The sequence below is a fragment of the Sporofaciens sp. JLR.KK001 genome (genome assembly GCF_036941055.1).
Classification (GTDB): Bacteria; Bacillota; Clostridia; order Lachnospirales; family Lachnospiraceae; genus Sporofaciens.
Genome location: NZ_JAYMNO010000001.1, coordinates 2,994,816 through 3,020,075, shown reverse-complemented (window position 1 = coordinate 3,020,075; position 25,260 = coordinate 2,994,816). Strand labels below are relative to the sequence as shown.

Here is a 25,260-nt window from a genome sequence, read left to right as displayed (position 1 = left end):
GAAGAATAATGGGATATAATGTGGCAATTGACGGACCGGCAGGAGCGGGGAAGAGCACGATCGCGAAGCTGGTTGCAGAGGAGAAGGGATTTATCTACGTGGATACGGGAGCCATGTACAGAGGGCTTGCGATCCATTTCCTTGACAGAGGGATACAGGCGGAGGAGACGGATAAGGTCATCGAGGCGTGTAAGGATGCGGATGTGAAGATCCGGTATGAGGACGGAGTTCAGCAGGTGTTCCTGAATGGTACTAATATTACGGGGCGGCTAAGGGATGAGGCGGTAGGACAGATGACTTCCAAGTGTTCTGTGATCCCGGAGGTCCGCGCGAAGCTTCTGGACCTTCAAAGAGATCTTGCAAGGACTCAGGATGTGATCATGGACGGAAGGGATATCGGCACCTGCGTGCTGCCTGACGCCGATGTGAAGGTCTATCTGACGGCGAGCGTGGAGACGCGCGCGAAGCGGCGTTATGATGAATTGACGGCAAAAGGGGAGGCCTGTGATCTCGATGAGATCGCAAGGGATATCAAGGAGCGCGACGAGCGGGATATGAACCGGGAGACGGCGCCCTTAAGGCAGGCTGAGGATGCGGTGCTGGTGGATAGTTCGGATATGACGATCGAAGAGGTCGTGAAGGAGATCGCGGGGCTTTGTATGTAACAAAGCGGCTTGTCCGAACTGCTACGATATCGCCTGCATGGGCCTGGATATTACGAAGAAAGAGAAGGAACGGAATGTGAAGGTTGAATTAGCGAGGACCGCCGGCTTCTGCTTTGGAGTGAAGCGCGCGGTAGATATGGTCTATGAGCAGGTCCGGCGTTATGAGGGACAGAAGATCTATACATACGGCCCGATCATCCATAATGAGGAAGTGATCAAGGATCTTGCGAAGCAGGGCGTGAAGGTGATCCATTCGGAAGAGGAGCTTGCGCAGATCAAGGAAGGCGTTGTGGTCATCCGTTCTCACGGCGTGGCAAAGAGCGTCTATGACCGCATGGAAGAAAAAGGGATCATCTGTGTTGACGCAACTTGTCCGTTTGTAAAGAAGATTCATGACATTGTGGCAAAAGAAAGTGAGAAAGGGTCACATATTGTAATTATCGGAGACGGCGCACACCCCGAAGTAGAAGGGACCAGAGGATGGGCTGGAGACCGGGCGGACGTCATACAGACGCATGAGGAAGCAAGGCAATTCGTGCACGAAAATAAGAGCCAAAAGCTGTGCATCGTTTCTCAGACGACATTTAATTACAATAAATTCAAAGATTTAGTTGAAATTATCGAAGAAAAGGGTTATGATATAATTGTTTTAAATACGATCTGCAATGCGACGAAGGAGAGACAGGAGGAGGCGCGCCGGATTGCGGGGAGAGTCGACGCTATGGTGGTTATAGGGGACGAGCATAGTTCGAATACTCAGAAGTTATTTGAAATATGTAAGAACGAATGTTTGAATACGTACTATATACAGACACTTGACGATTTGGATATGAATCAATTAAGGTCCGTGGAAACAGTAGGTATTACAGCAGGGGCATCCACGCCCAATATTATAATTGAGGAGGTTCAAAATTATGTCAGAATTAACTTTTGAACAAATGTTGGAGGAGTCTTTCAAGACAATAAGAAATGGAGAGGTTGTAGATGGTACTGTCATCGACGTTAAGCCTGATGAAATCATCTTGAATATAGGATACAAGGCAGACGGTATCATCACAAGAAACGAGTACACGAATGAGACGAACGCAGATCTGACTACGATGGTATCAGTGGGGGATACTATGACTGCGAAGGTCTTGAAGGTTAATGATGGCGAAGGTCAGGTGTTATTAACATATAAGCGTCTTGCTGCCGAGAAGGGTAATGAGAGGCTTAGAGAAGCATATGAGAATCATGAAGTGCTGAAGGCTCCGGTAGCACAGATTCTTGGAGGCGGGTTGAGCGTTGTAATCGAAGAGGCAAGGGTATTTATCCCGGCAAGCCTTGTATCTGATACCTATGAGAAGGATCTGAGCAAGTATCAGGATCAGGAGATCGAGTTCGTGATCAGCGAGTTCAATCCAAGAAGGAACCGTGTGATCGGCGATAGAAGGCAGCTTCTTGTTGCGGAGCGTGCAGAGAAGCAGAAGGAACTGTTTGCGAAGATCCAGGCGGGAGACCGGATGGAAGGTGTTGTTAAGAATGTAACGGATTTCGGTGCATTTATTGACTTGGGAGGAGTTGACGGACTTCTTCATATCTCAGAGATGTCATGGGGACGTGTCGAGAATCCGAAGAAGGTGTTCAAGGTCGGTGAGACAGTAGAAGTGATGATCAAGGAGATTCACGATACCAAGATTGCTCTGAGCCTTAAGTTCCCGGAGAGCAATCCATGGGCGAATGCTGCCGACAGCTATGCAGTAGGAACCGTATTGGACGGCAGAGTTGCCAGAATGACAGATTTTGGCGCGTTTGTTGAACTTGCACCCGGAGTGGATGCATTACTCCACGTTTCACAGATTTCAAGGGCACATGTAGACAAGCCGTCAGATGTATTGTCCGTAGGTCAGGAGATCACTGCCAAGGTAGTAGACCTGAATGTGGCAGAGAAGAAGATCAGCCTTAGCATGAAGGCTTTGGAGTCGGCATCTGATGCACCGGAGAAGGCAGAAGGCGAGAATGAAGCTGCAGAAGAGGTATAAGGTTAAGGCAACGGCAACGGAATACTACATGATTATTGGATAGAGGCCTGTCGGCCTCTATCTTTTATGCGTTAAAAAATCAACAAGTTGTTCACGGAAATATACAAAGAAATCCTCGTATTTACTGGATAATTGGGGAATTTTGATGTATAGTAATAAAGAGTAAAAAGGAAGGAAGGAAAAAAGGGATGGCATTGTTAACTTTTAAGGGTGGTATTCATCCGGATGACGGCAAGAGCCTGGCAAAAGAGAAGGCCATTGTCGAAGTAAAACCCAAAGGGGATCTGGTATATCCGGTATCCCAGCATATCGGCGCTCCGGCCAGTCCGGTAGTGGCGGTAGGCGACCGTGTCCTTAAGGGGCAGATGATAGCGGAAGCCGGAGGCTTCGTCTCCGCGCCGATCTATGCGTCTGTATCCGGTAAGGTTAAGGCGATCGCGCCGCATCTGAATCCGACAGGCGGGACAGTGAACAGTATTGTCATTGAGAATGACGGTGAGTATGAAGAGGTGGAATATCCGGCTGTCAAACCGTTGGACGAGATGACGAAGGAAGAGATCTTGAATACGATCGGCAATGCAGGAATTGTAGGTATGGGCGGTGCGGGATTCCCGACCAGGGTTAAGCTCTCGCCTAAGGAACCGGATAAGATTGATTATATTATTGCGAACTGCGCGGAATGTGAGCCGTATATCACGGCTGACTACAGATGCATGCTGGAGATACCGGAGAAGCTGGTGGGCGGTATGAAGATTATCCTTAAGCTCTTTGACAACGCGAAGGGTATATTTGGGGTAGAGGATAATAAGCCGGATTGTATTGAGAAGCTCAGGGAGCTTACGAAGGATGAACCGCGGATCGAAGTGCTTGCGCTTAAGACGAAGTATCCGCAGGGCGGTGAGCGTCAGCTTATCTACGCGACGACAGGAAGGGCGATCAATTCCGCGATGCTTCCGGCAGACGCGGGATGCGTGGTTGATAACGTAGCGACGATCATCAGTATCTATGAGGCCGTAGCGGAAGGCCGTCCGTCCATGGAGCGCGTGACCACAGTAAGCGGTGACGCCGTGAACGAACCGGGGAACTTCCGGGTTCCGTTCGGGCTTAATCAGGCAGAGCTGATCGAGGCTGCCGGCGGATATAAGAGCGAACCTGAGAAGGTGATCTCGGGCGGACCGATGATGGGATTCTCCATGTTTACTCTGGATGTCCCGATCACGAAGACCTCTTCGTCGATTCTCTGTCTTACGAAGGACGAGGTCGCAAAGTTTGAGCCGACGGCATGTATCAACTGCGGACGCTGCGTGGACGCCTGTCCGAGCCGTCTGATCCCGTCAAGGCTTGCGGACTATGCGGAACATCAGGATGAAGCGGCATTTACGAAGCACGAGGGCTTAGAGTGTATGGAATGCGGTTCCTGCAGTTTTGTGTGTCCGGCGAAACGGCCGCTTAAGCAGGCGATCGGTTCCATGAGAAAGATCGCGCTTGCGAACCGCAAGAAGAAATAAAGAATCTAATAGAAGAGGAAGAGGTGAACAAACGTGAGTGAAAACAAGTTGAAAATGTCATCTTCACCACACATACGTTCCAAAGTTACTTCAGCCAATATCATGCTCTATGTGACGATCGCATTGCTGCCGGCTTCTGCCTTTGGTGTATGGAACTTTGGAGTGTCAGCGCTTGTGATGCTGATCTGTACGACGGCGTCATCTGTCCTGACAGAATACATATATGAGAAATTAATGCACAAGAAGATCACCGTGAATGATTTCAGCGCGGTGGTTACCGGACTATTGCTGGGGCTTAATATGCCTGCATCCGCACCCTGGTGGATGGGCGTGCTGGGCGGCGTCTTTGCGATCCTGATCGTGAAGCAGCTCTTTGGAGGACTGGGACAGAACTTCATGAACCCGGCTCTCGGTGCAAGGTGTTTCCTGCTGATATCATTTACAAGCCAGATGACTACATTTGTCTATGACGGAGTAACAGGACCGACCCCGCTGGCACAGTTAAAGAGCGGTGAAACGGTTGACAGCATGAGCATGCTGCTTGGACGGATTCCGGGAACGATCGGCGAGACGTCGGTGATCGCGATCATCATCGGAGCGATCTTCCTGATCCTTTTGGGCGTCATCGATCTTCGGATCCCTGGAACCTATATTGTGTCATTTGTTATATTTGTCGGTATATTCGGACATTTTGCGAATCCGAATATCGGATTTTTCGATCCGCAGTATATTACCGCGCATCTTTGCGGAGGCGGTCTGATGCTCGGTGCATGGTTTATGGCGACTGATTATGTAACCTCGCCGATCACGAAGAGAGGACAGCTTGTCTACGGCGCGCTTCTCGGTATCCTGACCGGTCTGTTCCGTCTCTTCGGCGGTTCCGCGGAAGGCGTATCTTATGCGATCATCATCAGCAACCTCTTAGTGCCGTTGATCGAGAGAGTTACTCTTCCAAAACCATTCGGTAAAGGAGGAGAGAAATAATGAATAAGATTCTGAAAAACACATTGATCCTGACGGCGATCACTCTGGTTGCCGGCCTTGGCCTTGGTCTTGTGTATGAGATTACGAAGGCTCCGATCGCCCAGGCTCAGGAGACGGCCAAGAAAGAAGCTTGGCAGAAGGTATTCCCGGAAGCGGATATCAATGATTTTGAACAGGTTGAGATTGACCAGGCAGCCGCGGATGCGGCGATCGCCGATATGGGAGTCAACGGGACTGTCGATGAAGCCTGTACCGTGGGCGATATGGGATATGTCGTTACTGCGACGGATAAGGACGGCTTCGGCGGCAGTATTCAGGTGACGGTTGGTATCACCAGCGACGGTACGGTGAACGGCGTATCGATCCTGTCCATCAGTGAGACGGCAGGTCTTGGAATGAAGGCCACGGAGCCCGCTTTCTATGGGCAGTATGAAGGGAAACAGGCAGAGAAGTTTGCAGTATCCAAGGACGGCGGGGATGGAGAACCCATCGACGCGTTAAGCGGTGCGACCATCACGTCCAGATCTGTGACGGGTGCGGTCAATGCGGCGCTAGGATATTATCAGGCTGCATTTCAATAAAGAATAGGAGGTAGTTAAGATGAATAATTGTACCGAAAGAATCTATAACGGTCTGGTCAAAGAGAACCCTACCTTCGTTCTGATGCTGGGTATGTGTCCGACCCTGGCGGTAACGACGTCCGCCATTAACGGCGTAGGTATGGGTCTGTCTACGACGGTCGTACTTGTGCTGTCGAATATGCTGATCTCCATGCTGCGTAAGATCATTCCGGATTCTGTCAGAATGCCGGCGTTCATCGTAGTCGTGGCGTCATTCGTAACGATTGTACAGTTCCTTCTGGAAGGTTTCGTTCCAAGCCTGTATGCTTCGCTTGGACTGTACATTCCGCTAATCGTAGTGAACTGTATCATCCTTGGCCGTGCCGAGAGTTATGCGTCCAAGAACCCGGTTCTTCCGTCCATCTTCGACGGTGTCGGTATGGGGCTTGGATTTACCGTGGGTCTTACCGCGATCGGTATCGTGCGTGAGGTGATCGGTACGGGCGCGATCTTCGGCCAGCAGCTCCTTCCTCTGGCAGACGCTGCCGCAGGTAAGGGCGGTTATGTGCCGGTGACCATCTTCATCCTTCCGCCGGGTGCGTTCCTGGTTCTTGCATTCCTTGTAGCGCTGCAGAACAAGGTAAGGAACAATGCCGCGAAGAAGGGCAAGAAGGTGCCGGAAGCGGCGGGATGCGGCGAAGGATGTGCTTCCTGCGGTAACAGTGCGTGCGGCGGGAAGGTCTTCCCGACAGGAAATGAGGAATAGGAGGAGTACATAGATGAAAGAATTATTGATCATTGCGATAGGCTCGGCTCTTGTGAATAACGTTGTACTCAGCCAGTTCTTGGGAATCTGTCCGTTCCTTGGGGTATCCAAGAAGGTGGATACCGCTGCGGGTATGGGCGGAGCGGTAGTGTTCGTTATCACGATAGCTTCATTGGTAACAAGTTTGATCTACAAGTTTATCCTGATGCCGTTAGGATTTGAATATCTGCAGACCATCGTATTCATCCTGATCATCGCGGCGCTGGTTCAGTTCGTAGAGATGTTCCTTAAGAAGGCGATGCCGCCGTTATACAATGCGCTCGGCGTATATCTGCCGCTGATCACCACGAACTGTGCCGTGCTTGGCGTGGCGCTTACCAACGTTCAGAAGGAATACAGCATCCTTCAGGGTGTGATCAACGGTATCGGAACATCTGTGGGATTCCTGATCGCTATCGTGATCATGGCAGGAATCCGTGAGAAGATCGAATACAACGACATTTCAGAGTCCTTCCAGGGGACGCCGATCGTGCTGGTAACGGCAACACTTATGGCGATCGCGTTCTGCGGATTCTCAGGACTGATATAGGAGGGGGCATAACGATGAGTGTTACAGGTATTATCATTGCTGCTGTGATCGTGGGCGGCACCGGTTTGTTCATTGGTGTGTTCCTTGGTGTGGCAGGCAAGAAATTTGCAGTAGAGGTTGATGAGAGAGAAGAGGCGATCCTTGGCGTGCTTCCGGGCAATAACTGCGGCGGCTGCGGATATGCCGGATGTTCCGGACTTGCGGCGGCTATCGTCAAAGGCGAGGCGGAGATCGGCGGCTGTCCGGTAGGCGGCGCGCCGGTTGCGGAGAAGATCGGCGCGATCATGGGCGTCGAGGCAGGGGCGCAGGCGCGTCAGGTTGCATTCGTCAAATGTGCCGGAACCTGTGATAAGGCTGGCAAGGACTATGAGTATTATGGATTGAACGACTGCGTGATGGTCAACATGATGCAGGCGGGAGGTCCGAAGTCCTGTAATTACGGATGTCTCGGCGAGGGAAGCTGTGTGAAGGCGTGTCCGTTTGACGCGATCCATGTTGTGGATGGCGTTGCCGTTGTGGATAAGGAAGAGTGTAAGGCCTGCGGCAAGTGTATCGCCGCGTGTCCGAAGAAGCTTATAGAGCTTGTACCGTACGACCAGAAGCATCTGGTTGCCTGCAGCTCTCACGACAAGGGCAAGGATGTGATGAAGGCATGCTCCGTTGGATGTATCGGCTGTAAGATGTGTGAGAAGGTCTGTGAATCCGACGCCATCAAGGTTGAAGGCAATGTCGCGCACATTGACCCGGAGAAGTGTACCAATTGCGGCAAATGTGCTGAGAAGTGTCCGAAGAAGGCGATTTTGTAGGGGACGCGGATGAGACGTGCTTTAAAATTATTGTGGAAAGACATAAAAGACATAAAATGGGCGATTATAATAATAATCGCCTATTTTGCGTTGGGGAGATATTTCCTGTACAGCTTATGTCCGATGGTGATGGTGACAGGGCTTCCCTGTCCGGGCTGCGGGCTTACGAGGGCGGGGTTCGCGCTGCTCAGGCTTGACCTTGCCGGCGCGTACCGGATCCATCCCTTTATCTATCCGATCGCAGGGTATATTGCAGTGTTTGGATGGAACCGTTATATCATGGGGCGCCGGATGGGAAAGAAGCTTAAGGCAGGGCTTACTGTGCTCATGGTTCTGGTGATCCTGTTCTATGGGTGGAGGATGTGGATGTATTTCCCGGGAGAGCCGCCAATGAGCTATTATGAGAGGAATTTACTGCGATTTTTGTCCGGACGGATGTTACGGTGATTGAAATTACAAGCTTTCCGTGGTAGAATGAGGAGGAAGGCAAATGCGAAGCATTTTTAAGATGCCTTCCGACGACGTGCCGCCGAACGAAGGTGAGGGGGCGATACCATAAATAGGAGGATATTACGATGGACAATAATTATGATAATACACCGAAGGAGAATGAGACTTCCGGTCAGCCGTCAGGTGATTCGGCGGGGAATGATTCTATGAACCTGAATGCGGGCGCTTCTGATGATCAGAATCAGTATACGGATCCGAATGCGGGACAGCAGACGAATTACCAGCAGTACCAGTATGCGAGCCAGAATCAGAACAGCCAGCAGAGCGCGTATAATTATAACCAGCAGAGCAACGGTTATAATTATGGACAGCAGAACAGCGGTTATAATTACAGCCAGCAGAACCAGAACGGCAGTTATAATTACAATCAGAACAATGGATATAACTATCAGGATAACTATAGTTATAATACCGGGAACAATAATCAGATCTATGAGCCGGGACAGGACACTTCACCGATGACCATGGGAGACTGGCTGCTCACACTGTTGGCGGCGATGATCCCGTGTGTGGGTATCGTGCTGTATTTCGTGTGGGCGTTCAGCAAGACGACGAATGTTAACCGCAGGAACTTCTGCCGTGCCCAGTTGATCATGATGGGCGTGGTTCTTGTGATCTACCTGATCTTTATCGCGATGTTCGGAACCATGATCTTCAGAAGCGGGTTCTACTATTAGAGACAGTGCAATATAAGAGAGACTGCCGATACGGACAGTCTCTCTTATTATCGTTATATAATTATTTCTTGATCTTGTGCTGAAAATTCTTGGAATAGTGGATCTTATTGTCCTTAGTGATGAAGACGGCGTCCACGTTGTCTAACTGGTCGATGAGCTGCATACTCTTGTCAAGTCCGAGCAGAAAGCAGGTAGTGCTCAACGCGTCGGCGGTGAGCGACGAATCGGTGATGACCGTAACGCTGTTAAGGCTGTTCTCACAGGGAAGTCCCGTGTTAGGATCCAGGATGTGGTGATATAGCTTACCGTCTGCTTTGAAGTAGCGCTGGTAGGTTCCTGAGGTCACGACGGACTTGTTGGAGATCCGGACAGAGGTGATCGGTTCTCCCGCATCGTCGAAGGGCTTCTGGATACCGATGTTGTAGTCGGAACCGTCAAGCCGGCTGCCCATTGCAAGAACGTTGCCCCCCAGGTTGATGATGGCGTGCCTGACGTCCTGTTCTTTCAGGTATTCCTTGAGGCGGTCTGCGATATATCCTTTGGCGATGCCGCCCACGTCGATGGAGGCATGAGGATCCTTAAGCTGGATCGTATTGTCCTTCACAATAATATTCTTATAATCAACGTGGCTTGCTGCTTCATTCAAGACCTCCGGCGGAGGAGGAGCCGGCGTCTCTGAATGGAAATCCCATAGCTTGGATACGGGAGCGATGGTAATATCAAAAAGTCCGTTGGAGAAATCACTGTAGTAGAGAGCCTTCTTAATCAGCTTGACCGTCTCGCCGGATACTTCGACCGGGTTGCCGCCTGCGGCGTTGATCCGGGAGATCTCGCTGTCTTCGATCTTATTGGAAAACATGGCGTCATATTTCTTGCAAATCTCTTCGCAGCCTTTTAATACATCATCGTCAACGGAATCAAGGATCTCAATGCGGATCACCGTATCAAAAAGCGTGTCCGTGTAGATCTGGTCCCGCTCTCTTGGAAGCCCGGAACACCCGGACAGAAGAATGGCAATAGATGTAATTGCTGCAGCTAGTCTCTTATGTCTCATGGGATAGTATACCTCGATCATCATTTCTGTTAATTTTGCGCCTGAACTGTAACCATTATAACATAAAAAAGAAGATATGCAATCGAACATGTGGTTGAAGAGATGGATTTCTTGTGTTAAAATGTTTTTTGAGATGTTGCTGTTCGGTGCAGACGAGTTGAGGCAACAGTAAGGCGGAAAGGTGGATAGATATGAAGACTGGTTTGAAGAAGAAGGATTGGGTTTTGATCATGATCATCATCTGCGTAGCATGGCTTACGATCCTTGTCCATATATTTATCGGCGGGAAGGGTGCGAACCGGGTGATCGTTAAGATAGAGGGTGCGATACAGGATACATACAATCTGTCGGAAGAAGGGGAGTATGAGATCAACGGGGGGACGAACGTCCTTCTTATCAGGAACGGGAAGGCTTCTATGCTGGAAGCGGACTGCCCGGACCAACTCTGTGTCCATCAGAAGCCGATCGCCCTGAACCGTGAGAGTATTATCTGCCTCCCCAATAAGGTCGTTGTGGAGATAGAGTCGGGGACAAGCAGAGAATTCGACGCGGTAACGAGGTAGATATATGCGGGGCAGAGTAGCTTATTTTGGTGTTTTTACGGCGCTGGCGCTGATCTTCAGCTATGTTGAGACCCTGATCCCGTTTCATTTCGGTATCCCCGGGATGAAGCTTGGACTTGCAAATATCATCATTGTGCTGGTATTATATAGGCTTGGAGTGAAGGAAGCATACCTGCTGTCTGTGGTGCGGGTGCTGCTCTCCGGTTTTTTGTTCGGCAATTATTTCAGCATCATATACAGCCTAGCAGGCGGTATCTTAAGCCTAAGCGCCATGGCGCTGCTTAAGAGGAACGGCGGGTTCAGCGTGATGGGAGTCAGTATTGCAGGCGGCGTATTCCATAATATCGGTCAGTTAGCTGTGGCGATGCTGGTGGTCGAGACCTTCAGCGTGGTCTATTATGTTCCGGTGCTTCTGGTCGCAGGGATGTTTACAGGGCTGTTGATCGGGATCGCGGCGAATGAGATGCTGAAGAGGCTTGTTAATTTGAATGAGTAATTTGAATGAGTAATAGGAGGAGTATGGATGATTTCTTATCTGAGAGGTACAGTCGCGGCGTTTGAGGAGGATAAGGTGATCGTAGATGTGGGCGGCGTGGGCTATGGCGTCTATATGTCGGGGCAGGCGATGGGGAAGCTTCCGGCCGTCGGCAGGGAAGTGAAGCTGCATACATACTTGAATGTGAAGGAGGATGCGATGCAGTTGTATGGATTCCTTACCAGGGACGATCTGACGGTGTTTAAGCTGCTGATCGGGGTAAATGGGATCGGGCCTAAGGGAGGGCTTGGGGTTCTGGCAGTGTTAAGCCCCGACGATCTTCGGTTCGCAGTTCTGGCCGGCGATGTGAAGGCGATCTGTGCGGCGCCGGGGATCGGGAAGAAGACGGCTGAGAAGCTGATCTTAGAGCTTAGGGACAAGCTTAAGCTTGAGGATGCGCTGGAGCATATCGCGGCCGATCCGGGAGCGGCTGAAGGGGCGGCTTATCACAGTGAAGTGCAGGGTGAGGCGGTGCAGGCTCTGGTGGCGCTTGGATATGGAAGTACAGAGGCATTGAGGGCCGTGAAGCAGGTGGATATCGGCGAGGCCATGGAGGTAGAAGAGGTCTTGAAGCTTGCACTTAAGGGGCTGTCATGATAGGGGGAGAGAGTAAGGAGTATGGGCAGACGAATCATTACGACAGAGAATCTGGAAGAGGATGTTAAGATAGAGAGCCACCTGCGGCCGCAGATGCTTGCGGATTATGTGGGGCAGGAGAAGGCGAAGGAGACTTTGAAGATCTATATCGAGGCGGCGAAGGCAAGGAAAGAATCGCTGGACCATGTGTTGTTCTACGGTCCGCCCGGGCTTGGCAAGACGACGCTTGCCGGTATTATTGCCAATGAGATGGAGGTCAATCTTAAGATCACCTCCGGCCCGGCAATCGAGAAGCCGGGGGAGATGGCTGCGATCCTTAACAACCTGCAGGAGGGAGATGTGCTGTTCGTGGATGAGATCCACCGGCTGAACCGGCAGGTGGAGGAGGTGCTGTATCCGGCGATGGAGGACTATGCCATCGACATTATGATCGGAAAGGGAGCGAGCGCAAGGTCGATCCGTCTGGACCTTCCGAAGTTCACACTGGTGGGAGCGACCACGCGGGCAGGAATGCTCACGGCGCCGTTGAGGGACCGCTTCGGAGTGGTGAACCGTATGGAGTTCTATACGGTGGAGGAACTGGTGACTATCATCCTCCGGTCGGCGAAGGTATTGGAGGTAGGGATCGACAGGAACGGTGCTTACGCGCTCGCAAGGCGGTCACGGGGAACGCCGAGGCTTGCGAACCGGCTTCTTAAGCGTGTCAGGGACTTCGCGCAGGTCAAGTACGAGGGATATATTACAGAAGAGGTGGCGAATTACGCGCTGGATCTTCTGGATGTGGATAAAGAAGGGCTGGACCAGACGGACCGCGGATTACTGCAGGTTATGATCGAGAAGTTCTTAGGAGGCCCGGTAGGTCTAGACACCCTTGCGGCGGCCATCGGGGAGGACGCGGGAACCATTGAGGATGTCTATGAACCGTATCTGCTTATGAATGGATTCATACAGCGGACTCCAAGAGGCAGGATTGTGACAGATCATGCATACCACCATCTTGGAATTTCACGTGAAATTATCGAAAAATAGTTGGTTTTTGTGAAAGTTTAGTTTATAATAGGGACAGAGATTAAGAATTTCGAGGAGGCTTCTCATGGCATCATCAAAAAACTTTACGGAAGTATTAATAGGGGGCAAGGTATTTACCCTGAGTGGGTTTGAGAGCGAAGACTATCTCCAGAAGGTATCTACATATTTGAACCACAAGATTGAGGAGTGCAGCAACAGTGACGGATACCGTAAGCAGAGCGCCGAGACCAGAAGCATTCTGCTGGCGCTGAACATCGCGGATGATTATTTCAAGGCTAAGAAGCAGGGCGGCACGTTGGAGAGTGATATAGAGGCGAAGGACAAGGAGATGTATGATCTGAAGCATGAGCTGATATCGGTGCAGATCAAACTCGAGAATGCGGAGAAATCCATGGACAAGCTTAAGGAAGAGAATAAGGAATTTCAGATGAAGATTGTCCAGTTGGAGACGGAGATAAAGAATAATCGGAAGAAATAGGCTGTCTTTGGACAGCCTTTTTTAAAGAGGAGAGGTATGATGAGAAGAAGAGTTGAGATACTTGCACCGGCAGGCTCCATAGAGAGCCTTCGGGCGGCAGTCTGTGCGGGGGCGGATGCGGTCTATATCGGCGGGACGAGATTCGGGGCAAGGGCATATGCGAAGAACCTGTCTGAAGAGGAGCTTTTGGAGGCGATCGATTATGTTCATATCCATGGGAGGCGAATCTATCTTACGGTCAATACGCTGCTCAAGGATTCGGAGATCGACCAGTTATATGAATATCTTCTGCCCTATTATCTGAGGGGCGCCGACGGCGTGATCGTTCAGGATTTGGGAGTGATCGGGTATCTGAGAAGGTATTTTCCGGATCTGGCGGTTCATGCGAGCACGCAGATGACGGTCACCGGTGCGGACGGAGCGGCACTTCTTAAGGAGAAAGGGATCACCCGGGTGGTTCCGGCAAGGGAGCTGTCCCTTTCTGAGATCCGGAAGATGAAGGAGCAGACGGGGCTTGAGATCGAGTGCTTCGTGCATGGGGCGCTGTGTTATTGCTATTCCGGTCAATGCCTGTTGAGCAGTATGATCGGTGGACGGAGCGGCAACCGGGGACAGTGCGCCCAGCCGTGCCGCCTGCCTTACCGGGCGGACGGAGGGAAAGCGGCAGATCTCTTAAGCCTTAAGGATCTGTGTACGATCGAGATGCTTCCGGAACTTATCGGGGCGGGGATCGATTCATTCAAGATCGAAGGCAGGATGAAGCAGCCGGATTATGTGTATACGGTGGTGCAGATGTATCGGAAGTATGCGGATATCTGTCTGGAGTCGGGAGCCTGCAGCCGGGGAAAGTATACGGTAACGAAAGAGGATAAGGAAGCGCTCCTGAGTGCATACCAGCGCCGGGGATACACGGACGGATATTATATGCGGTACAACGGGAAGGATATGATATCCTGGCAGCGTCCCGCTGCCCTTAAGGAAGAGGAACGGGTTCAGGATTATAAATTACAAGAAAAAATTAATGGTAAATTAATACTTTCTCCCGGCAGCCGTGCTAAACTGTTATTATCCTGCGGGGAATGCCGGGCAGAGTGCGAGGGTGAGACGGTGCAGCAGGCTCTTAAGCAGCCTCTTGAGGCGGCGCGGGTGAAGAAGCAGATGTGTAAGACCGGGAATACACAGTTTACATTTGACAAGCTGGAGGTACAGATCGAAGGACAAGCATTTCTTACCATGCAGGCGTTGAATGAACTGAGAAGGAACGGGACCCGGAAGCTTGCAGAGTGTATACTAGAGAGATATCAGAGAAGTGAACGGAGGATTTTGGACCTTAGTGAATGTGACGGCATGGCAGATCGGCCGTTGGAGAGCGGATCAGGGGGTGTCAGGGTACAGCCGGACGGGGCTTATCGGGAAGGACAGCCAGAGACGGCATATTCCGTGCAGACCCTGGAACAGTTGGAAGAGGCGTACTCTTGCGGATATGCGGATGTGATCTATGTGGATGACCTGCCGGGGACGGGGGATCTGCTGCTGAGGATCCCCAGGCTTAAGGAGGAGCGCCCGGGGTGCAGGATCTATCTTGCGATGCCTTATATCTTCCGGGCGAAAGCTGCCGGGGACTGGGAAGGATTCTATGAGAAGCTTGTGTCCGTATATGACGGTGTGCTGATCCGCAACTTAGAGAGCTATCGGTGGCTTAAGCAGCATGGATATGCGAAGGAGATCCGTTCGGACCATAATCTGTATGTATTTAACAGATACGGCAAGAATTTTATGAGGGAGCTTGGAATCAGCAGGTTTACGGCGCCTTTGGAGCTGAACGCCAGAGAGTTGGGAAGGCTTGATATCAGGGGAGCCGTTTTGAGCGTCTATGGTTATCAGCCGGTGATGATAACGGCGAATTGTATCTGGAAGACAACGGATCAGTGTCTTAAGACGGAGCTTTCAGGCGGCAGACAAGATTCCCAATACCTCTGTATCAGTGACCGTTATAAGAAGCGCTTTGCGGTGCGAAGGTGCTGCAGGTATTGCTATAATGTCATTTATAACAGTGCGCCGCTGTTTCTGGCGGATCAGGCGGAGGAGATCAGGAGGCTTGCCCCGGGAGAGATCAGGCTTGACTTTACTGCGGAGACGAGAGAAGAAGTACGCGGTATTGCAGAGCTTTATGCAGACGCGTTTATCCGCCGCAAGGCGCTGACGCCGCCGGAGAGGGAATATACGAGGGGACATTTTAAACGGGGAGTAAAGTAGGTGAAGATTTGGTAAATATTATTGTAGAAATATCCAAATATCTGATGATCTTGCTGATCACAATGTACACATATCATTGTTTCAGCATCTTCGGATATTATGATCCATATGACCAGAAGCGGATCTTGAGAAGGCAGAATGCGTTGATGTTCATGCTGCATATCGTTGCGTTTATGGTGATGTACTTGCAGAAGGATGATATGAAGATCCTGGCGTTCTATGTGATTCAGACGATTCTTTTCGCGGCGACGATCCTGCTGTATCAGATGTTGTATCCAAAGTCGTCAAGACTGGTGGTCAATAATATGTGCATGCTTCTGTGTATCGGCATGATCATTCTTGCAAGGCTGAACTATGAGAAGGCCGTAAAGCAATATTTGATTGCGGCGGGAGCGGTTGCCATAAGCATGGCGGTTCCGGTGATCATCCGGAAGTTCAAGAAGCTCTCCGAGTGGAGGAATCTGTATGCGGTTGCGGGCATCGCGTCTCTTGCCATCGTCGTTGTGGCGGGGCGGGTGTCATACGGCGCGAAGCTTGGATTCACCATAGGCGGGATCAGTATCCAGCCGTCGGAGCTTGTGAAGATCATCTTCGTATTCTTCGTGGCGTCCAGCTTCAAGCTGTCGATGGAATTCAGGAATATTGTGATCACAACGGCTCTTGCCGCATTCCATGTGCTGATCCTTGTTGTATCCAAGGATCTGGGGGCTGCACTGATCATCTTTGTCGTATATCTGGCGATGCTCTATGTGGCGACCCATCAATTCCTGTATGTGGCTGCCGGGGTGGGCGCGGGGAGTGCAGCGTCTGTTGCGGCGTATTATCTGTTCAACCATGTGAAGACCCGGGTGATCGTATGGAAGGATCCGTTTGCAGCCTACGACAACGGCGGATATCAGGTGGCGCAGTCTTTATTTGCCATTGGGACGGGCGGTTGGTTTGGGATGGGATTGTTCCAGGGGATGCCGGACAGTATACCGGTTGCGGACGAGGATTTTATCTTTTCAGCCATAGCGGAGGAATTAGGGCTGATCTTCGCATTGTGTATGATCCTGATCTGTGTGAGCTGCTATGTGATGTTCCTGAATATTGCCATGCAGCTTCATGATATGTTCTATAAGATGGTGGCTCTGGGGCTTGGAACCTGTTATATATTCCAGGCGTTTCTGAATATCGGCGGTGTGACGAAGTTCATCCCTTCCACAGGGGTGACGCTTCCGCTGGTAAGCTATGGGGGAAGTTCGCTGTTGAGTACCCTGATCATGTTTGCGATCATCCAGGGATTATATATCGTAAGGGAAGATGAGGAAGAAGATATTGAGAGAAGGAAGAGAGAGAGACAGCGGGCAAGGAGAAACAGACAGGCGTATGAAGAGAGATATGGAAAGAGAAGGGATGAGCTGGAGAGAGCGCCGCGCGGCAGGAAAAAGAGATAGGAAGCGGGCCAGGGAAAAGAGGGTCAGGAACAAGGAGTTTGCCAGGGTCACGTATATCTTCGTGGCGCTGTTTCTGGGGATGATGGGGTATATCGTACATTTTCAGGTGGTCAAAAGCCAGGAGCTGATCCAGAGTCCGTATAATGCGAGGAAGGATGCTTATGCGGAGCGGGTGGTCCGGGGGGATATCCTGGACAAGAACGGGGTCGTCCTTGCCACGACCCGAGTAGGGGACGACGGGTCAGAGACGCGGGAATACCCTTACGGCAGTATGTTTGCCCACGTGATCGGGTACAGTGACCACGGCAAGGCGGGGCTGGAATCAAAGATGAATTTTGAGTTGCTTACCTCGAACGCATTTTTTCTAAGCAAGCTTAAGGACGAATTCCAGGATCAGAAGCACAGGGGCGACAGTATTGTGTCGACGCTGGATCTGAATCTGCAGCAGGCCGCTTATCATGCGCTGGGAGACCTTAAGGGGGCGGTCGTGGTGATAGAGCCTTCTACCGGGAAGATCCTGGCGATGGTGTCCAAGCCGGATTTTGATCCCAATGCATTGTCGGCAAACTGGGAATATCTGAATTCCAGCGAAGACAGTGAGCTTCTTAATCGGGCGACGCAGGGACAGTATGCGCCGGGTTCTACCTTCAAGGTGGTGACGGCGCTGGAATATATGCGGGAGAATCCGGCGTATATGGACTACAGCTATCAATGCAGCGGTGTGATCGAGCAGGGCGGAGTTTCCATTCACTGCTACGGGGGGAATGTCCACGGCCAGGTTTCATTTGCGGACAGTATGGCTTATTCGTGCAACACTTCTTTCTGTAATATCGGTTTGGCGCTGGATGCGGAGCGGTTCAAGAGTACGGCAAAGGCGGTACTGTTTGATTCCAAGCTTCCTTCGGACCTTCCATACAGCCAGAGCAGATTTCAGCTGAATGCTTCTTCTGTAGACGGGGAGAAGATGATGACTGCCATGGGGCAGGGACAGACCCAGGTCAGCCCTTACCATATGGCGCTGATCGCCAGCGCCATCGCCAATGGGGGGACGCTGATGCGGCCGTATCTGGTGGATTCGATTACGAATCATTCCGGGCAGGAGGTGGAGAAGAATCTGCCCAAGGAGTACAAGAACCTGATGACGCCGGAGGAGGCCTCCCAGTTGAAGCAGTATATGACGGGTGTTGTGGATTACGGCACGGCGTCGGTATTAAGCGGGCAGAGCTATACGGCAGCGGGGAAGACCGGTACGGCGGAGTACAGCTCTGATAAGGAGAAGGATCATTCCTGGTTCATCGGTATGACCAATGTGGATAATCCGGAGCTTGCTATCAGCGTGATCATTGAATCTGCGGACGGAGCGGCGAAGGCTGTGAATGTGGCGAAGCAGGTGTTTGACGCGTATTACTGATTTTTTTCATATTTTTGGTATACAAAGAGGGTGGAATATGAGATACTATAAACATCTATATCTGGCAAAAGGGATCAGGAAGAAGGATCAAGTGATCCGTAAGCTTGAAGAAAATAAGCTGCAGATGAATATCCATATCATAACGCTTCCCATGAATGGGGAGGACCAGTTGGAGATCTATCATTCGATGGTCTTGCTGCAGCCGGAGTTTCCCCATGATGATTTTTTCGTGGTCGGCATTGCAAAAGGTTATGAAGATGCGGTAGAAATGGTGGGAGAAATCGCTCAGGAAGTGTATAATAAGACAAAAGGGGCAGACATTCGCTCCTTTATATTAGAGAGAGAACAGGAAGAGTAAGATGCTACATATTCTAGTGCTTATCTTGAAGGTCATAGGGATTATATTTGCAGCGATACTGGGGATACTTGTATTGCTGGCTTGTGTTGTTCTCTATGTGCCGGTCAGGTATGACATCAGGGCTTCCTGTGACGGTACGTTTGCGGGGATCCGTGCAGGTGCCAGGGTAACGTGGCTTTTGCACCTGGTGGGGTTCTATGCGTGTTATGAGGAGAAGGAACTGACCTGGCGGATCCGGATCGCATGGAAGAACATAAGGAGCGGCCAGGAAGAGAAAAGTACGATAAGATCAGAGGTGGAAACGTATGACAAAGAAATGGAAGAATTATGGGAAGATGTTGAAGAAGGCGAAGAAGAAAATGCCGGTGAAGATCTGGAAGAAGACGGGAAAGAGAATGCCGAAGCTGTGGAAGAAGAGGGCAAAGAGCCCGGTAATGTTATGGTGGAAGAAACGAGGCGGTGCAGGGAAGAGTCTGGCGAAGCTTTGGAAAGCAAAGAAGACAGGAAAGAACTTGCCGAAGCTGTGGAAGGCGAAGAAGAAAGTGCTGATACCGGTGAGGTTAAAGAGGTCGGGCAGCTCTGTGAAGTTTCTGGGGAAGATGCTGCGAAGAGCGAAGAAGGCTCGTGTGGGGAGCCTTGCGAGGCTTCAGACTGTGGCGCGGGCTGTGAAGAAGAACACAGATCTATATGGCAGAAAATTACAGACCTCTGTCAGAGCATTTGGCAAAAAATAACCGGACTGTATCGGAAGATCGCAGATATTCCCGCGAAGGTGAAGGACAGTATTGAGAATATCAGTGAGAAGATAGAATCGCTTAAGGGTAAGAAGGACAAGATCGTTGACTTCCTGACAGACGAGATCCATAAGAAGGCGTTCGTGAAGGCGAAGGATGAGCTGTGGAGGCTGCTTCGGAAGCTTAGGCCGAAGAGAGTCGCCGCCAGAGTCCGCTATGGGTTTGAAGATCCGTCCCTCACAGGAAGGATTCTGGCAGGGATCAGCGTCATGTATCCGTTCCTGGGTGATGATGTCAGGGTGTATCCGGACTTTGAGCGGAAGGTTCTTGACGGGAATCTGGAGGTCGCAGGGAAGATCAAGGTAAGTTATTTCGTGTGGCTGTTGTGGAAGCTTGTGTGGTGTAAGGACGTGCGTATGACGTACAGGCATGTAAGGAATTTTAAATTATAAAAGGAGTAAAGATTATGGCGGAGAATCAATTTAAAGGAGCAGTAGAGGCCCTGTTTCAAGGTATGAATGGTGTGATCTCATCTAAGACGGTGGTGGGAGAGGCAATCCATATCGGTGATACGATCATCCTTCCTCTGGTGGATGTGTCTTTCGCGGTGGGCGCGGGAGCATTCAACGGGGACAGCAAGGAGAAGGGCGCGGGAGGACTTGGAGGTAAGATGACGCCAAGTGCGGTGCTTGTAATTCAGAACGGACACACGAAGCTCGTGAATGTCAAGAATCAGGATACCATGACGAAGATCCTGGATATGGTGCCGGATGTAATCGACCGGTTTGGGTCTAAGAAGGAAGACAAGATGACGGAGGAGGATGTGGTGGACATCCTGGACCGTGCGGATGATGAGGATTTCGCGGAATAGATCTGATACGGCGCAGGATTTACGCATTTTTACAGGAGTATGCACATATGATATAGAAAACAGAGGCAAGGGTGGCAGGGATGAAGCGGGTAGTAGGATTTGCCCTGTTCTGTGTGGCGGTGGGGATGATATTGGCTCTGATCCTGCCGAACACGTTCGTAGAGGTGCTGTGTATCATATTGTGCATACTGGCGGGATATAATTTGTTTTGTTGCTAATAGTGTTATGAAAGACCAATGGTGGAACCGGGTTAGGGCTTGGAGGGGAAGAATATGTTCACCGAGGTTCTCAGTTAATTTCCAAAAAAACCTGAAAAAGCACAAATAATGCTTGCAATTCTTCTTTCCATCTGTTAAGATACTAGTGTTGTGAGTCTGCTTGTCAGACTATATATGGAGCGTTAGGAGGTGCAGTCATGGCTAAATGTGCTATTTGTGAAAAGGGTGCTCACTTTGGGAACAATGTAAGCCACTCTCATAGAAAGACACCAAAGATGTGGAAATCAAACGTTAAGTCAGTTCGTGTTAAGACGGAGAATGGTGGAACAAAGAAGATGTATGTTTGTACTTCTTGCTTAAAGTCAGGAAAAGTTGAGCGTGCATAGGGAAGATTAAAACTCAGATTTCATTTCGAGATCTGAGTTTTTATTTGTTGTAATATATGGAAAAAAAGGGTATAATATCTCTAGTGTACCATAGTTCAGAAGGATGACAGGAGGTTTCAGATATGAAAGGATGTATGAGTACGGATCTTGGAATCGTTACGATCGATCCGGAAGTGGTAGCGAAGTACGCAGGAACCGTTGCAGTGGAATGTTTTGGTATAGTAGGAATGGCTGCGGTGAATATGAAGGACGGGCTGGTGCATTTGCTTAAGAGAGAGAGCCTGACGAAGGGGATCAAGGTAGCGATATCGGATGAGAACCATATCAGTATCAACTTTCATATTGTTGTCGCATATGGTGTGAGTATTTCAGCCGTGACTGAGAATTTGATCAGCAATGTAAAATATAAAGTAGAAGAATTTTCAGGGATGCCGGTAGATAAGATCAATATCTACATTGAAGGCGTTAAAGTCATCGATTAAGTTAAGGAGGAACATAAGAAGTGGCTACGAAGACGATTAATGTGGATATGCTTGCGAAGATGTTCTTGGCAGGTGCACAGAATATTGAGGCGAAGAAAGAATATATCAATGAACTGAACGTATTCCCGGTACCAGACGGGGATACGGGGACGAATATGTCGCTTACGATCATGGCTGCGGCAAAGGAAGTGACGGCGCTTGAGAAGCCTGATATGAAGGAGCTTGCGAAGGCGGTCTCTTCTGGTTCCCTGCGGGGTGCAAGGGGGAATTCCGGCGTGATCCTGTCACAGCTTCTAAGAGGCTTCACCAAGTCGATCCGCGAGGAGAAGCAGATCGACGTGAGAGGTCTTGCGGCGGCCTGCGCAAGGGCGAGGGATACGGCGTACAAGGCGGTCATGAAGCCGAAGGAAGGGACGATCCTTACGGTGGCAAGCGGTATCGCGGATAAGGCGGCCGAGATGGCGGAGGAGACGGACGATCTGGAGGTATTTCTTCCAGAAGTGATCCGTCATGCCGAGGAGGTGCTTGAGAAGACGCCGGATATGCTTCCGGTACTTAAGGAAGCCGGGGTTGTTGATTCCGGCGGCCAGGGTCTTGTGGAAGTGATCAGGGGAGCTTATGACGCATTCCTTGGGAAAGAGGTGGACTACAGCGCGATCGCTCCGGGAGCGGGAACCGGCGTGAAGATTACGGCTTCTGATGCGGGCGAGGCGGCGGACATCAAGTTCGGATACTGTACGGAGTTCATCATCCTGACGGAGAAGGAATTCACGGACGAGAATGAGCAGGATTTCAAGGAGTATCTGTCTTCGATCGGAGATTCTATCGTCTGTGTCGCGGATGAAGACGTGGTGAAGGTGCATGTGCACACCAACGATCCGGGGCTTGCGATCCAGAGGGCGCTTACGTACGGTCAGCTGTCGCGTATGAAGATCGACAATATGCGTGAGGAGCATCAGGAGAAGCTGATCCGTGACGCCGAGAAGATCGCGGCGCAGGAAGCGGCAAAGAAGGAGTCGGAGAGCCTGGCTAAGAAGAGTGATGAACCAAGGAAGCCGATGGGATTCATCGCGGTGTCCATCGGGGAAGGGATGAACGAGATCTTCAAGGAGCTTGGGGTCGACCATATCATTGAGGGCGGCCAGACCATGAATCCCAGTACGGAGGATATGCTCAATGCCATCGACCAGGTGAACGCGGATTGTGTATTTATCCTTCCGAATAACAAGAATATCGTGCTTGCCGCGAATCAGGCGAAGGCGTTGGTAGAGGATAAGGAGATCGTGGTGATCCCTGCGAAGACGGTTCCTCAGGGCATTACGGCGATCATTAATTTCGTGCCGGAAGCCGGTGTGAAGGAGAATGAGGAAGCGATGCTGGAAGGCATCAAGAATGTGAAGTCCGGTCAGGTTACCTATGCGGTCAGGGATACGCACATTGATGATAAGGAGATCCATGAGGGCGATATCATGGGGATCGGCGATGCGGGGATCCTTGCGGTAGGCAGAAGTGTGGAAGAGACGACGAAGGAACTGCTTGCGCAGCTTGTGGATGAGGATTCTGAACTGATCAGCTTGTATTACGGCGAGGAAGTGAAGGAAGAGGACGCCGAGCGGTTTATCGCACAGATTGAGGAGATCTATCCGGATCTGGATGTGGATGCGCATTTTGGCGGACAGCCGATCTATTATTATGTTCTCGCAGTCGAGTAACTATGATAGATAAGACGAGTATCAAGGAACTGAAAGGAATCGGTGAAAAGACTCAGAGATTGTTCGAGAAAGTCGGCGTCAGTACGGTGGGCGACCTGATCCGGTACTATCCCAGAGGGTATGACGTCTATGAAGAACCGATTCCTGTAAGCGAGTTGGAGGAAGGGCGGACGCAGACGGTTAGCGGCGCGATCTATGGAAGGGTACAGGTGTCGGGCACCGCGAAGATGCAGGTGACGACGCTGTATCTGAAGGATCTCACCGGGACGCTTAAGGTGATCTGGTTCCGTATGCCATTCCTTCGGAGTACATTTGCCAAGGGCGGTTCGCTTACCCTGCGGGGAAGAGTGCTGCGAAGAAGGGACGGCCTGGTGATGGAGCACCCGGAGATGTTCTATCCAAGCGAGAAGTACGCCGACAGGCTGAATACGCTGCAGCCGCTCTACGGCCTGACTTCAGGCCTTACCAATAATGCGGTGATGAAGGCGGTCCGGCAGGCTTTGGACGGGATGGATCTTGCGGCGGACAGCCTGCCCGGCAGACTCCGGCTTAAGTATGGACTGGCAGAATATAATTATGCGGTGCGCGGAATTCATTTCCCGGAGGATAAGGAAGTGTTCTATCACGCCAGAGAGCGTCTGGTATTCGAGGAATTTCTGGCATTCATTCTGTCCATACGCAAGCTTAAGGATAAAAATGAAAAACTTGCGAATGAATATAGAATGGAGATGAAGCCGGAGGTGGAAGCCTTCGTACAAGGCCTTCCTTATCAGTTGACGAATGCGCAGCAGAAGGTCTGGACGGAGATCTTAAGGGATATATCCGGCGATACAGCTATGTCCAGGCTGGTGCAGGGTGACGTGGGCTCCGGCAAGACGATCGTGGCGGTTCTTGCCCTGATGACTGCGGCGCTGAACGGATATCAGGGGGCGATGATGGCGCCTACAGAAGTGCTGGCAAGACAGCATTATGAATCTGTCACGAGTTTATTCGAGACTTACGGTATCAAGATTAAGGTAGTTCTTCTGACCGGGTCCATGACGGCAAAGGAGAAGCGCAGGGCCTATGACCGGATCGAGTGCGGGTATGCGAAGATCATCATCGGTACTCACGCGCTGATCCAGGGTGCGGTGAATTACGACTGTCTGGCTCTTGTGGTGACGGACGAGCAGCACAGATTCGGTGTGAAGCAAAGAGAAGCATTTGCCAGGAAGGGCGGTGTGCCCCACGTATTGGTCATGAGCGCGACGCCCATTCCAAGGACGCTTGCCATTATCTTGTATGGAGATCTTGATATATCCGTGATCGACGAGCTTCCGGCAAACCGTCTGCCCATCAAAAACTGTGTGGTGGACACAGGGTATCGTCAGACGGCATATACATTCATGAAGAAGCAGGTGGCAGAAGGGCGGCAGTGTTATGTGATCTGTCCCATGGTCGAGGAGAGCGAGAGCATAGAGGCGGAGAATGTCATCGACTATGCATCCATGCTACAGAGCGAGATGGGAGACGGAATCTGTGTGGCGTATCTGCACGGGAAGATGCGGCAGACCGAGAAGGACGATATCATGGATCGTTTTGGGAGAAATGAGATTCAGATCCTGGTGTCGACAACTGTCATCGAAGTAGGGATCGACGTGCCTAACGCGGCGGTGATGATGGTCGAAAATGCGGAACGGTTTGGGTTGGCTCAGCTCCATCAGCTTCGCGGAAGGGTCGGAAGAGGAAGTCATCAGTCCTATTGTATCTTCATGAGCGGTTCGAAGTCGAAGGAGACGAAAGAGCGTCTCTCTATTTTAAATAAATCTAACGACGGATTCAAGATTGCCAGTGAAGATCTGAGGCTTCGCGGGCCGGGCGATCTGTTCGGTATCCGACAGAGCGGACTGATGGATTTCCGGCTTGGCGACGTGTATCAGGACGCGAAGATCCTTCAGATGGCCAATGAGGCTGCGGATGAACTTTTAGAAACTGAAAATGACTGGGTGAAGAATCTTCCAGATTATGAAACAACTTCCAGTGTAATAATCTGAATCCTCCATATACTATCGGTG

At 50.8% G+C, this 25,260-nt stretch carries 28 protein-coding genes; 27 read left to right on the top strand and 1 reads right to left on the bottom strand.

The window, feature by feature from the left end:
- Window positions 1-8 precede the first annotated feature (8 nt).
- The 11 genes from cmk to VSQ62_RS15550 all read left to right on the top strand — a co-directional run bounded on the left by cmk (window position 9) and on the right by VSQ62_RS15550 (window position 9,086).
- Entirely contained in the window at window positions 9-665 is a 657-nt protein-coding gene (cmk, locus tag VSQ62_RS15600) for a (d)CMP kinase (RefSeq protein ID WP_334635739.1), read from the top strand.
- 76 nt (window positions 666-741) lie between these two features.
- On the top strand, window positions 742-1,599 hold the full coding sequence (gene ispH, locus VSQ62_RS15595; protein ID WP_334635738.1) for a 4-hydroxy-3-methylbut-2-enyl diphosphate reductase: 858 nt from the start codon (window positions 742-744) through the stop codon (window positions 1,597-1,599).
- Window positions 1,580-2,686, top strand: coding sequence for a 30S ribosomal protein S1 (gene rpsA / locus VSQ62_RS15590; protein WP_334635737.1), 1,107 nt, complete (start codon window positions 1,580-1,582; stop codon window positions 2,684-2,686). The genes ispH and rpsA overlap by 20 nt, the downstream gene beginning before the upstream one ends.
- 188 nt (window positions 2,687-2,874) lie before the next feature.
- Entirely contained in the window at window positions 2,875-4,194 is a 1,320-nt protein-coding gene (gene rsxC / locus VSQ62_RS15585) for an electron transport complex subunit RsxC (RefSeq protein ID WP_334635736.1), read from the top strand.
- 54 nt (window positions 4,195-4,248) lie between these two features.
- Entirely contained in the window at window positions 4,249-5,178 is a 930-nt protein-coding gene (locus VSQ62_RS15580) for an RnfABCDGE type electron transport complex subunit D (RefSeq protein WP_334637681.1), read from the top strand.
- On the top strand, window positions 5,178-5,759 hold the full coding sequence (locus VSQ62_RS15575; RefSeq protein WP_334635735.1) for an RnfABCDGE type electron transport complex subunit G: 582 nt from the start codon (window positions 5,178-5,180) through the stop codon (window positions 5,757-5,759). The genes VSQ62_RS15580 and VSQ62_RS15575 overlap by 1 nt, the downstream gene beginning before the upstream one ends.
- Window positions 5,760-5,778: 19 nt before the next feature.
- Entirely contained in the window at window positions 5,779-6,504 is a 726-nt protein-coding gene (gene rsxE / locus VSQ62_RS15570; RefSeq protein ID WP_334635734.1) for an electron transport complex subunit RsxE, read from the top strand.
- A 13-nt stretch (window positions 6,505-6,517) separates the two neighbouring features.
- Window positions 6,518-7,093: an electron transport complex protein RnfA gene (locus VSQ62_RS15565; RefSeq protein ID WP_334635733.1), complete on the top strand. Its 576-nt coding sequence runs from the start codon at window positions 6,518-6,520 to the stop codon at window positions 7,091-7,093.
- A 14-nt stretch (window positions 7,094-7,107) separates the two neighbouring features.
- Window positions 7,108-7,899 (top strand): RnfABCDGE type electron transport complex subunit B, encoded by a 792-nt coding sequence (locus VSQ62_RS15560; RefSeq protein ID WP_334635732.1) that lies wholly within the window; start codon window positions 7,108-7,110, stop codon window positions 7,897-7,899.
- A 9-nt stretch (window positions 7,900-7,908) separates the two neighbouring features.
- The gene (locus VSQ62_RS15555; protein ID WP_334635731.1) at window positions 7,909-8,346 is read left to right on the top strand and encodes a DUF2752 domain-containing protein; all 438 of its coding nucleotides are present in this window, start codon (window positions 7,909-7,911) and stop codon (window positions 8,344-8,346) included.
- 128 nt (window positions 8,347-8,474) lie between these two features.
- Window positions 8,475-9,086, top strand: coding sequence for a hypothetical protein (locus VSQ62_RS15550; RefSeq protein ID WP_334635730.1), 612 nt, complete (start codon window positions 8,475-8,477; stop codon window positions 9,084-9,086).
- Between the two features lie 61 nt (window positions 9,087-9,147).
- On the opposite strand, the gene VSQ62_RS15545 is transcribed toward VSQ62_RS15550, so the two are convergent.
- Window positions 9,148-10,140: an FAD:protein FMN transferase gene (locus VSQ62_RS15545; protein ID WP_334637679.1), complete on the bottom strand. Its 993-nt coding sequence runs from the start codon at window positions 10,138-10,140 to the stop codon at window positions 9,148-9,150.
- 191 nt (window positions 10,141-10,331) lie between these two features.
- Between VSQ62_RS15545 and VSQ62_RS15540 the strand changes: the two genes are divergently transcribed.
- From VSQ62_RS15540 to recG, 16 genes are all read left to right on the top strand, one after another.
- Window positions 10,332-10,703, top strand: a complete 372-nt coding sequence (locus VSQ62_RS15540) for a NusG domain II-containing protein (RefSeq protein WP_334635729.1) — start codon at window positions 10,332-10,334, stop codon at window positions 10,701-10,703.
- A 4-nt stretch (window positions 10,704-10,707) separates the two neighbouring features.
- Entirely contained in the window at window positions 10,708-11,199 is a 492-nt protein-coding gene (locus VSQ62_RS15535) for a Gx transporter family protein (RefSeq protein ID WP_334635728.1), read from the top strand.
- 27 nt (window positions 11,200-11,226) lie between these two features.
- A complete protein-coding gene (gene ruvA / locus VSQ62_RS15530; RefSeq protein ID WP_334635727.1) occupies window positions 11,227-11,835 on the top strand; it encodes a Holliday junction branch migration protein RuvA in 609 nt (202 codons plus the stop codon).
- A 21-nt stretch (window positions 11,836-11,856) separates the two neighbouring features.
- Window positions 11,857-12,864, top strand: coding sequence for a Holliday junction branch migration DNA helicase RuvB (gene ruvB / locus VSQ62_RS15525; RefSeq protein WP_334635726.1), 1,008 nt, complete (start codon window positions 11,857-11,859; stop codon window positions 12,862-12,864).
- A gap of 64 nt (window positions 12,865-12,928) precedes the next feature.
- A complete protein-coding gene (locus tag VSQ62_RS15520) occupies window positions 12,929-13,342 on the top strand; it encodes a cell division protein ZapA (protein WP_016219266.1) in 414 nt (137 codons plus the stop codon).
- Window positions 13,343-13,378: 36 nt separating this feature from the next.
- The gene (locus VSQ62_RS15515; RefSeq protein WP_334635725.1) at window positions 13,379-15,598 is read left to right on the top strand and encodes a peptidase U32 family protein; all 2,220 of its coding nucleotides are present in this window, start codon (window positions 13,379-13,381) and stop codon (window positions 15,596-15,598) included.
- Window positions 15,599-15,606: 8 nt separating this feature from the next.
- Window positions 15,607-17,034: an FtsW/RodA/SpoVE family cell cycle protein gene (locus tag VSQ62_RS15510; protein ID WP_334635724.1), complete on the top strand. Its 1,428-nt coding sequence runs from the start codon at window positions 15,607-15,609 to the stop codon at window positions 17,032-17,034.
- Window positions 16,967-18,445, top strand: coding sequence for a peptidoglycan D,D-transpeptidase FtsI family protein (locus tag VSQ62_RS15505; protein WP_502957755.1), 1,479 nt, complete (start codon window positions 16,967-16,969; stop codon window positions 18,443-18,445). The genes VSQ62_RS15510 and VSQ62_RS15505 overlap by 68 nt, the downstream gene beginning before the upstream one ends.
- Window positions 18,446-18,482: 37 nt before the next feature.
- On the top strand, window positions 18,483-18,803 hold the full coding sequence (locus VSQ62_RS15500; protein ID WP_334635723.1) for a hypothetical protein: 321 nt from the start codon (window positions 18,483-18,485) through the stop codon (window positions 18,801-18,803).
- A 1-nt stretch (window position 18,804) separates the two neighbouring features.
- Window positions 18,805-19,989 carry a DUF2953 domain-containing protein gene (locus tag VSQ62_RS15495; RefSeq protein ID WP_334635722.1) on the top strand — a complete coding sequence of 395 codons (1,185 nt, stop codon included), beginning with the start codon at window positions 18,805-18,807 and terminating at the stop codon, window positions 19,987-19,989.
- A 14-nt stretch (window positions 19,990-20,003) separates the two neighbouring features.
- Complete coding sequence (locus VSQ62_RS15490) at window positions 20,004-20,408, top strand: GerW family sporulation protein (protein WP_334635721.1); 405 nt, start codon at window positions 20,004-20,006, stop codon at window positions 20,406-20,408.
- 80 nt (window positions 20,409-20,488) lie between these two features.
- Window positions 20,489-20,626, top strand: a complete 138-nt coding sequence (locus VSQ62_RS15485; protein ID WP_334635720.1) for a hypothetical protein — start codon at window positions 20,489-20,491, stop codon at window positions 20,624-20,626.
- 197 nt (window positions 20,627-20,823) lie between these two features.
- Entirely contained in the window at window positions 20,824-21,012 is a 189-nt protein-coding gene (gene rpmB / locus VSQ62_RS15480; RefSeq protein ID WP_070089066.1) for a 50S ribosomal protein L28, read from the top strand.
- Window positions 21,013-21,134: 122 nt separating this feature from the next.
- Window positions 21,135-21,494 (top strand): Asp23/Gls24 family envelope stress response protein, encoded by a 360-nt coding sequence (locus VSQ62_RS15475; protein WP_334635719.1) that lies wholly within the window; start codon window positions 21,135-21,137, stop codon window positions 21,492-21,494.
- Between the two features lie 20 nt (window positions 21,495-21,514).
- Window positions 21,515-23,206, top strand: coding sequence for a DAK2 domain-containing protein (locus VSQ62_RS15470; RefSeq protein ID WP_334635718.1), 1,692 nt, complete (start codon window positions 21,515-21,517; stop codon window positions 23,204-23,206).
- Window positions 23,207-23,208: 2 nt separating this feature from the next.
- Window positions 23,209-25,239 (top strand): ATP-dependent DNA helicase RecG, encoded by a 2,031-nt coding sequence (recG, locus tag VSQ62_RS15465; RefSeq protein WP_334635717.1) that lies wholly within the window; start codon window positions 23,209-23,211, stop codon window positions 25,237-25,239.
- Window positions 25,240-25,260 lie beyond the last annotated feature (21 nt).

Excerpts from the sequence above, each read along its gene's own strand:
- cmk (WP_334635739.1), top strand. The coding sequence starts at position 9 with ATGGGATATAATGTGGCAATTGACGGACCGGCAGGAGCGGGGAAGAGC.
- rpsA (WP_334635737.1), top strand. The coding sequence starts at position 1,580 with ATGTCAGAATTAACTTTTGAACAAATGTTGGAGGAGTCTTTCAAGACA.
- rsxC (WP_334635736.1), top strand. The coding sequence starts at position 2,875 with ATGGCATTGTTAACTTTTAAGGGTGGTATTCATCCGGATGACGGCAAG.
- VSQ62_RS15580 (WP_334637681.1), top strand. The coding sequence starts at position 4,249 with ATGTCATCTTCACCACACATACGTTCCAAAGTTACTTCAGCCAATATC.
- VSQ62_RS15575 (WP_334635735.1), top strand. The coding sequence starts at position 5,178 with ATGAATAAGATTCTGAAAAACACATTGATCCTGACGGCGATCACTCTG.
- rsxE (WP_334635734.1), top strand. The coding sequence starts at position 5,779 with ATGAATAATTGTACCGAAAGAATCTATAACGGTCTGGTCAAAGAGAAC.
- VSQ62_RS15565 (WP_334635733.1), top strand. The coding sequence starts at position 6,518 with ATGAAAGAATTATTGATCATTGCGATAGGCTCGGCTCTTGTGAATAAC.
- VSQ62_RS15560 (WP_334635732.1), top strand. The coding sequence starts at position 7,108 with ATGAGTGTTACAGGTATTATCATTGCTGCTGTGATCGTGGGCGGCACC.
- VSQ62_RS15555 (WP_334635731.1), top strand. The coding sequence starts at position 7,909 with ATGAGACGTGCTTTAAAATTATTGTGGAAAGACATAAAAGACATAAAA.
- VSQ62_RS15550 (WP_334635730.1), top strand. The coding sequence starts at position 8,475 with ATGGACAATAATTATGATAATACACCGAAGGAGAATGAGACTTCCGGT.
- VSQ62_RS15545 (WP_334637679.1), bottom strand. The coding sequence starts at position 10,140 with ATGAGACATAAGAGACTAGCTGCAGCAATTACATCTATTGCCATTCTT.
- VSQ62_RS15540 (WP_334635729.1), top strand. The coding sequence starts at position 10,332 with ATGAAGACTGGTTTGAAGAAGAAGGATTGGGTTTTGATCATGATCATC.
- VSQ62_RS15535 (WP_334635728.1), top strand. The coding sequence starts at position 10,708 with ATGCGGGGCAGAGTAGCTTATTTTGGTGTTTTTACGGCGCTGGCGCTG.
- ruvA (WP_334635727.1), top strand. The coding sequence starts at position 11,227 with ATGATTTCTTATCTGAGAGGTACAGTCGCGGCGTTTGAGGAGGATAAG.
- ruvB (WP_334635726.1), top strand. The coding sequence starts at position 11,857 with ATGGGCAGACGAATCATTACGACAGAGAATCTGGAAGAGGATGTTAAG.
- VSQ62_RS15520 (WP_016219266.1), top strand. The coding sequence starts at position 12,929 with ATGGCATCATCAAAAAACTTTACGGAAGTATTAATAGGGGGCAAGGTA.
- VSQ62_RS15515 (WP_334635725.1), top strand. The coding sequence starts at position 13,379 with ATGATGAGAAGAAGAGTTGAGATACTTGCACCGGCAGGCTCCATAGAG.
- VSQ62_RS15505 (WP_502957755.1), top strand. The coding sequence starts at position 16,967 with ATGAAGAGAGATATGGAAAGAGAAGGGATGAGCTGGAGAGAGCGCCGC.
- VSQ62_RS15500 (WP_334635723.1), top strand. The coding sequence starts at position 18,483 with ATGAGATACTATAAACATCTATATCTGGCAAAAGGGATCAGGAAGAAG.
- VSQ62_RS15495 (WP_334635722.1), top strand. The coding sequence starts at position 18,805 with ATGCTACATATTCTAGTGCTTATCTTGAAGGTCATAGGGATTATATTT.
- VSQ62_RS15490 (WP_334635721.1), top strand. The coding sequence starts at position 20,004 with ATGGCGGAGAATCAATTTAAAGGAGCAGTAGAGGCCCTGTTTCAAGGT.
- VSQ62_RS15485 (WP_334635720.1), top strand. The coding sequence starts at position 20,489 with ATGAAGCGGGTAGTAGGATTTGCCCTGTTCTGTGTGGCGGTGGGGATG.
- rpmB (WP_070089066.1), top strand. The coding sequence starts at position 20,824 with ATGGCTAAATGTGCTATTTGTGAAAAGGGTGCTCACTTTGGGAACAAT.
- VSQ62_RS15475 (WP_334635719.1), top strand. The coding sequence starts at position 21,135 with ATGAAAGGATGTATGAGTACGGATCTTGGAATCGTTACGATCGATCCG.
- recG (WP_334635717.1), top strand. The coding sequence starts at position 23,209 with ATGATAGATAAGACGAGTATCAAGGAACTGAAAGGAATCGGTGAAAAG.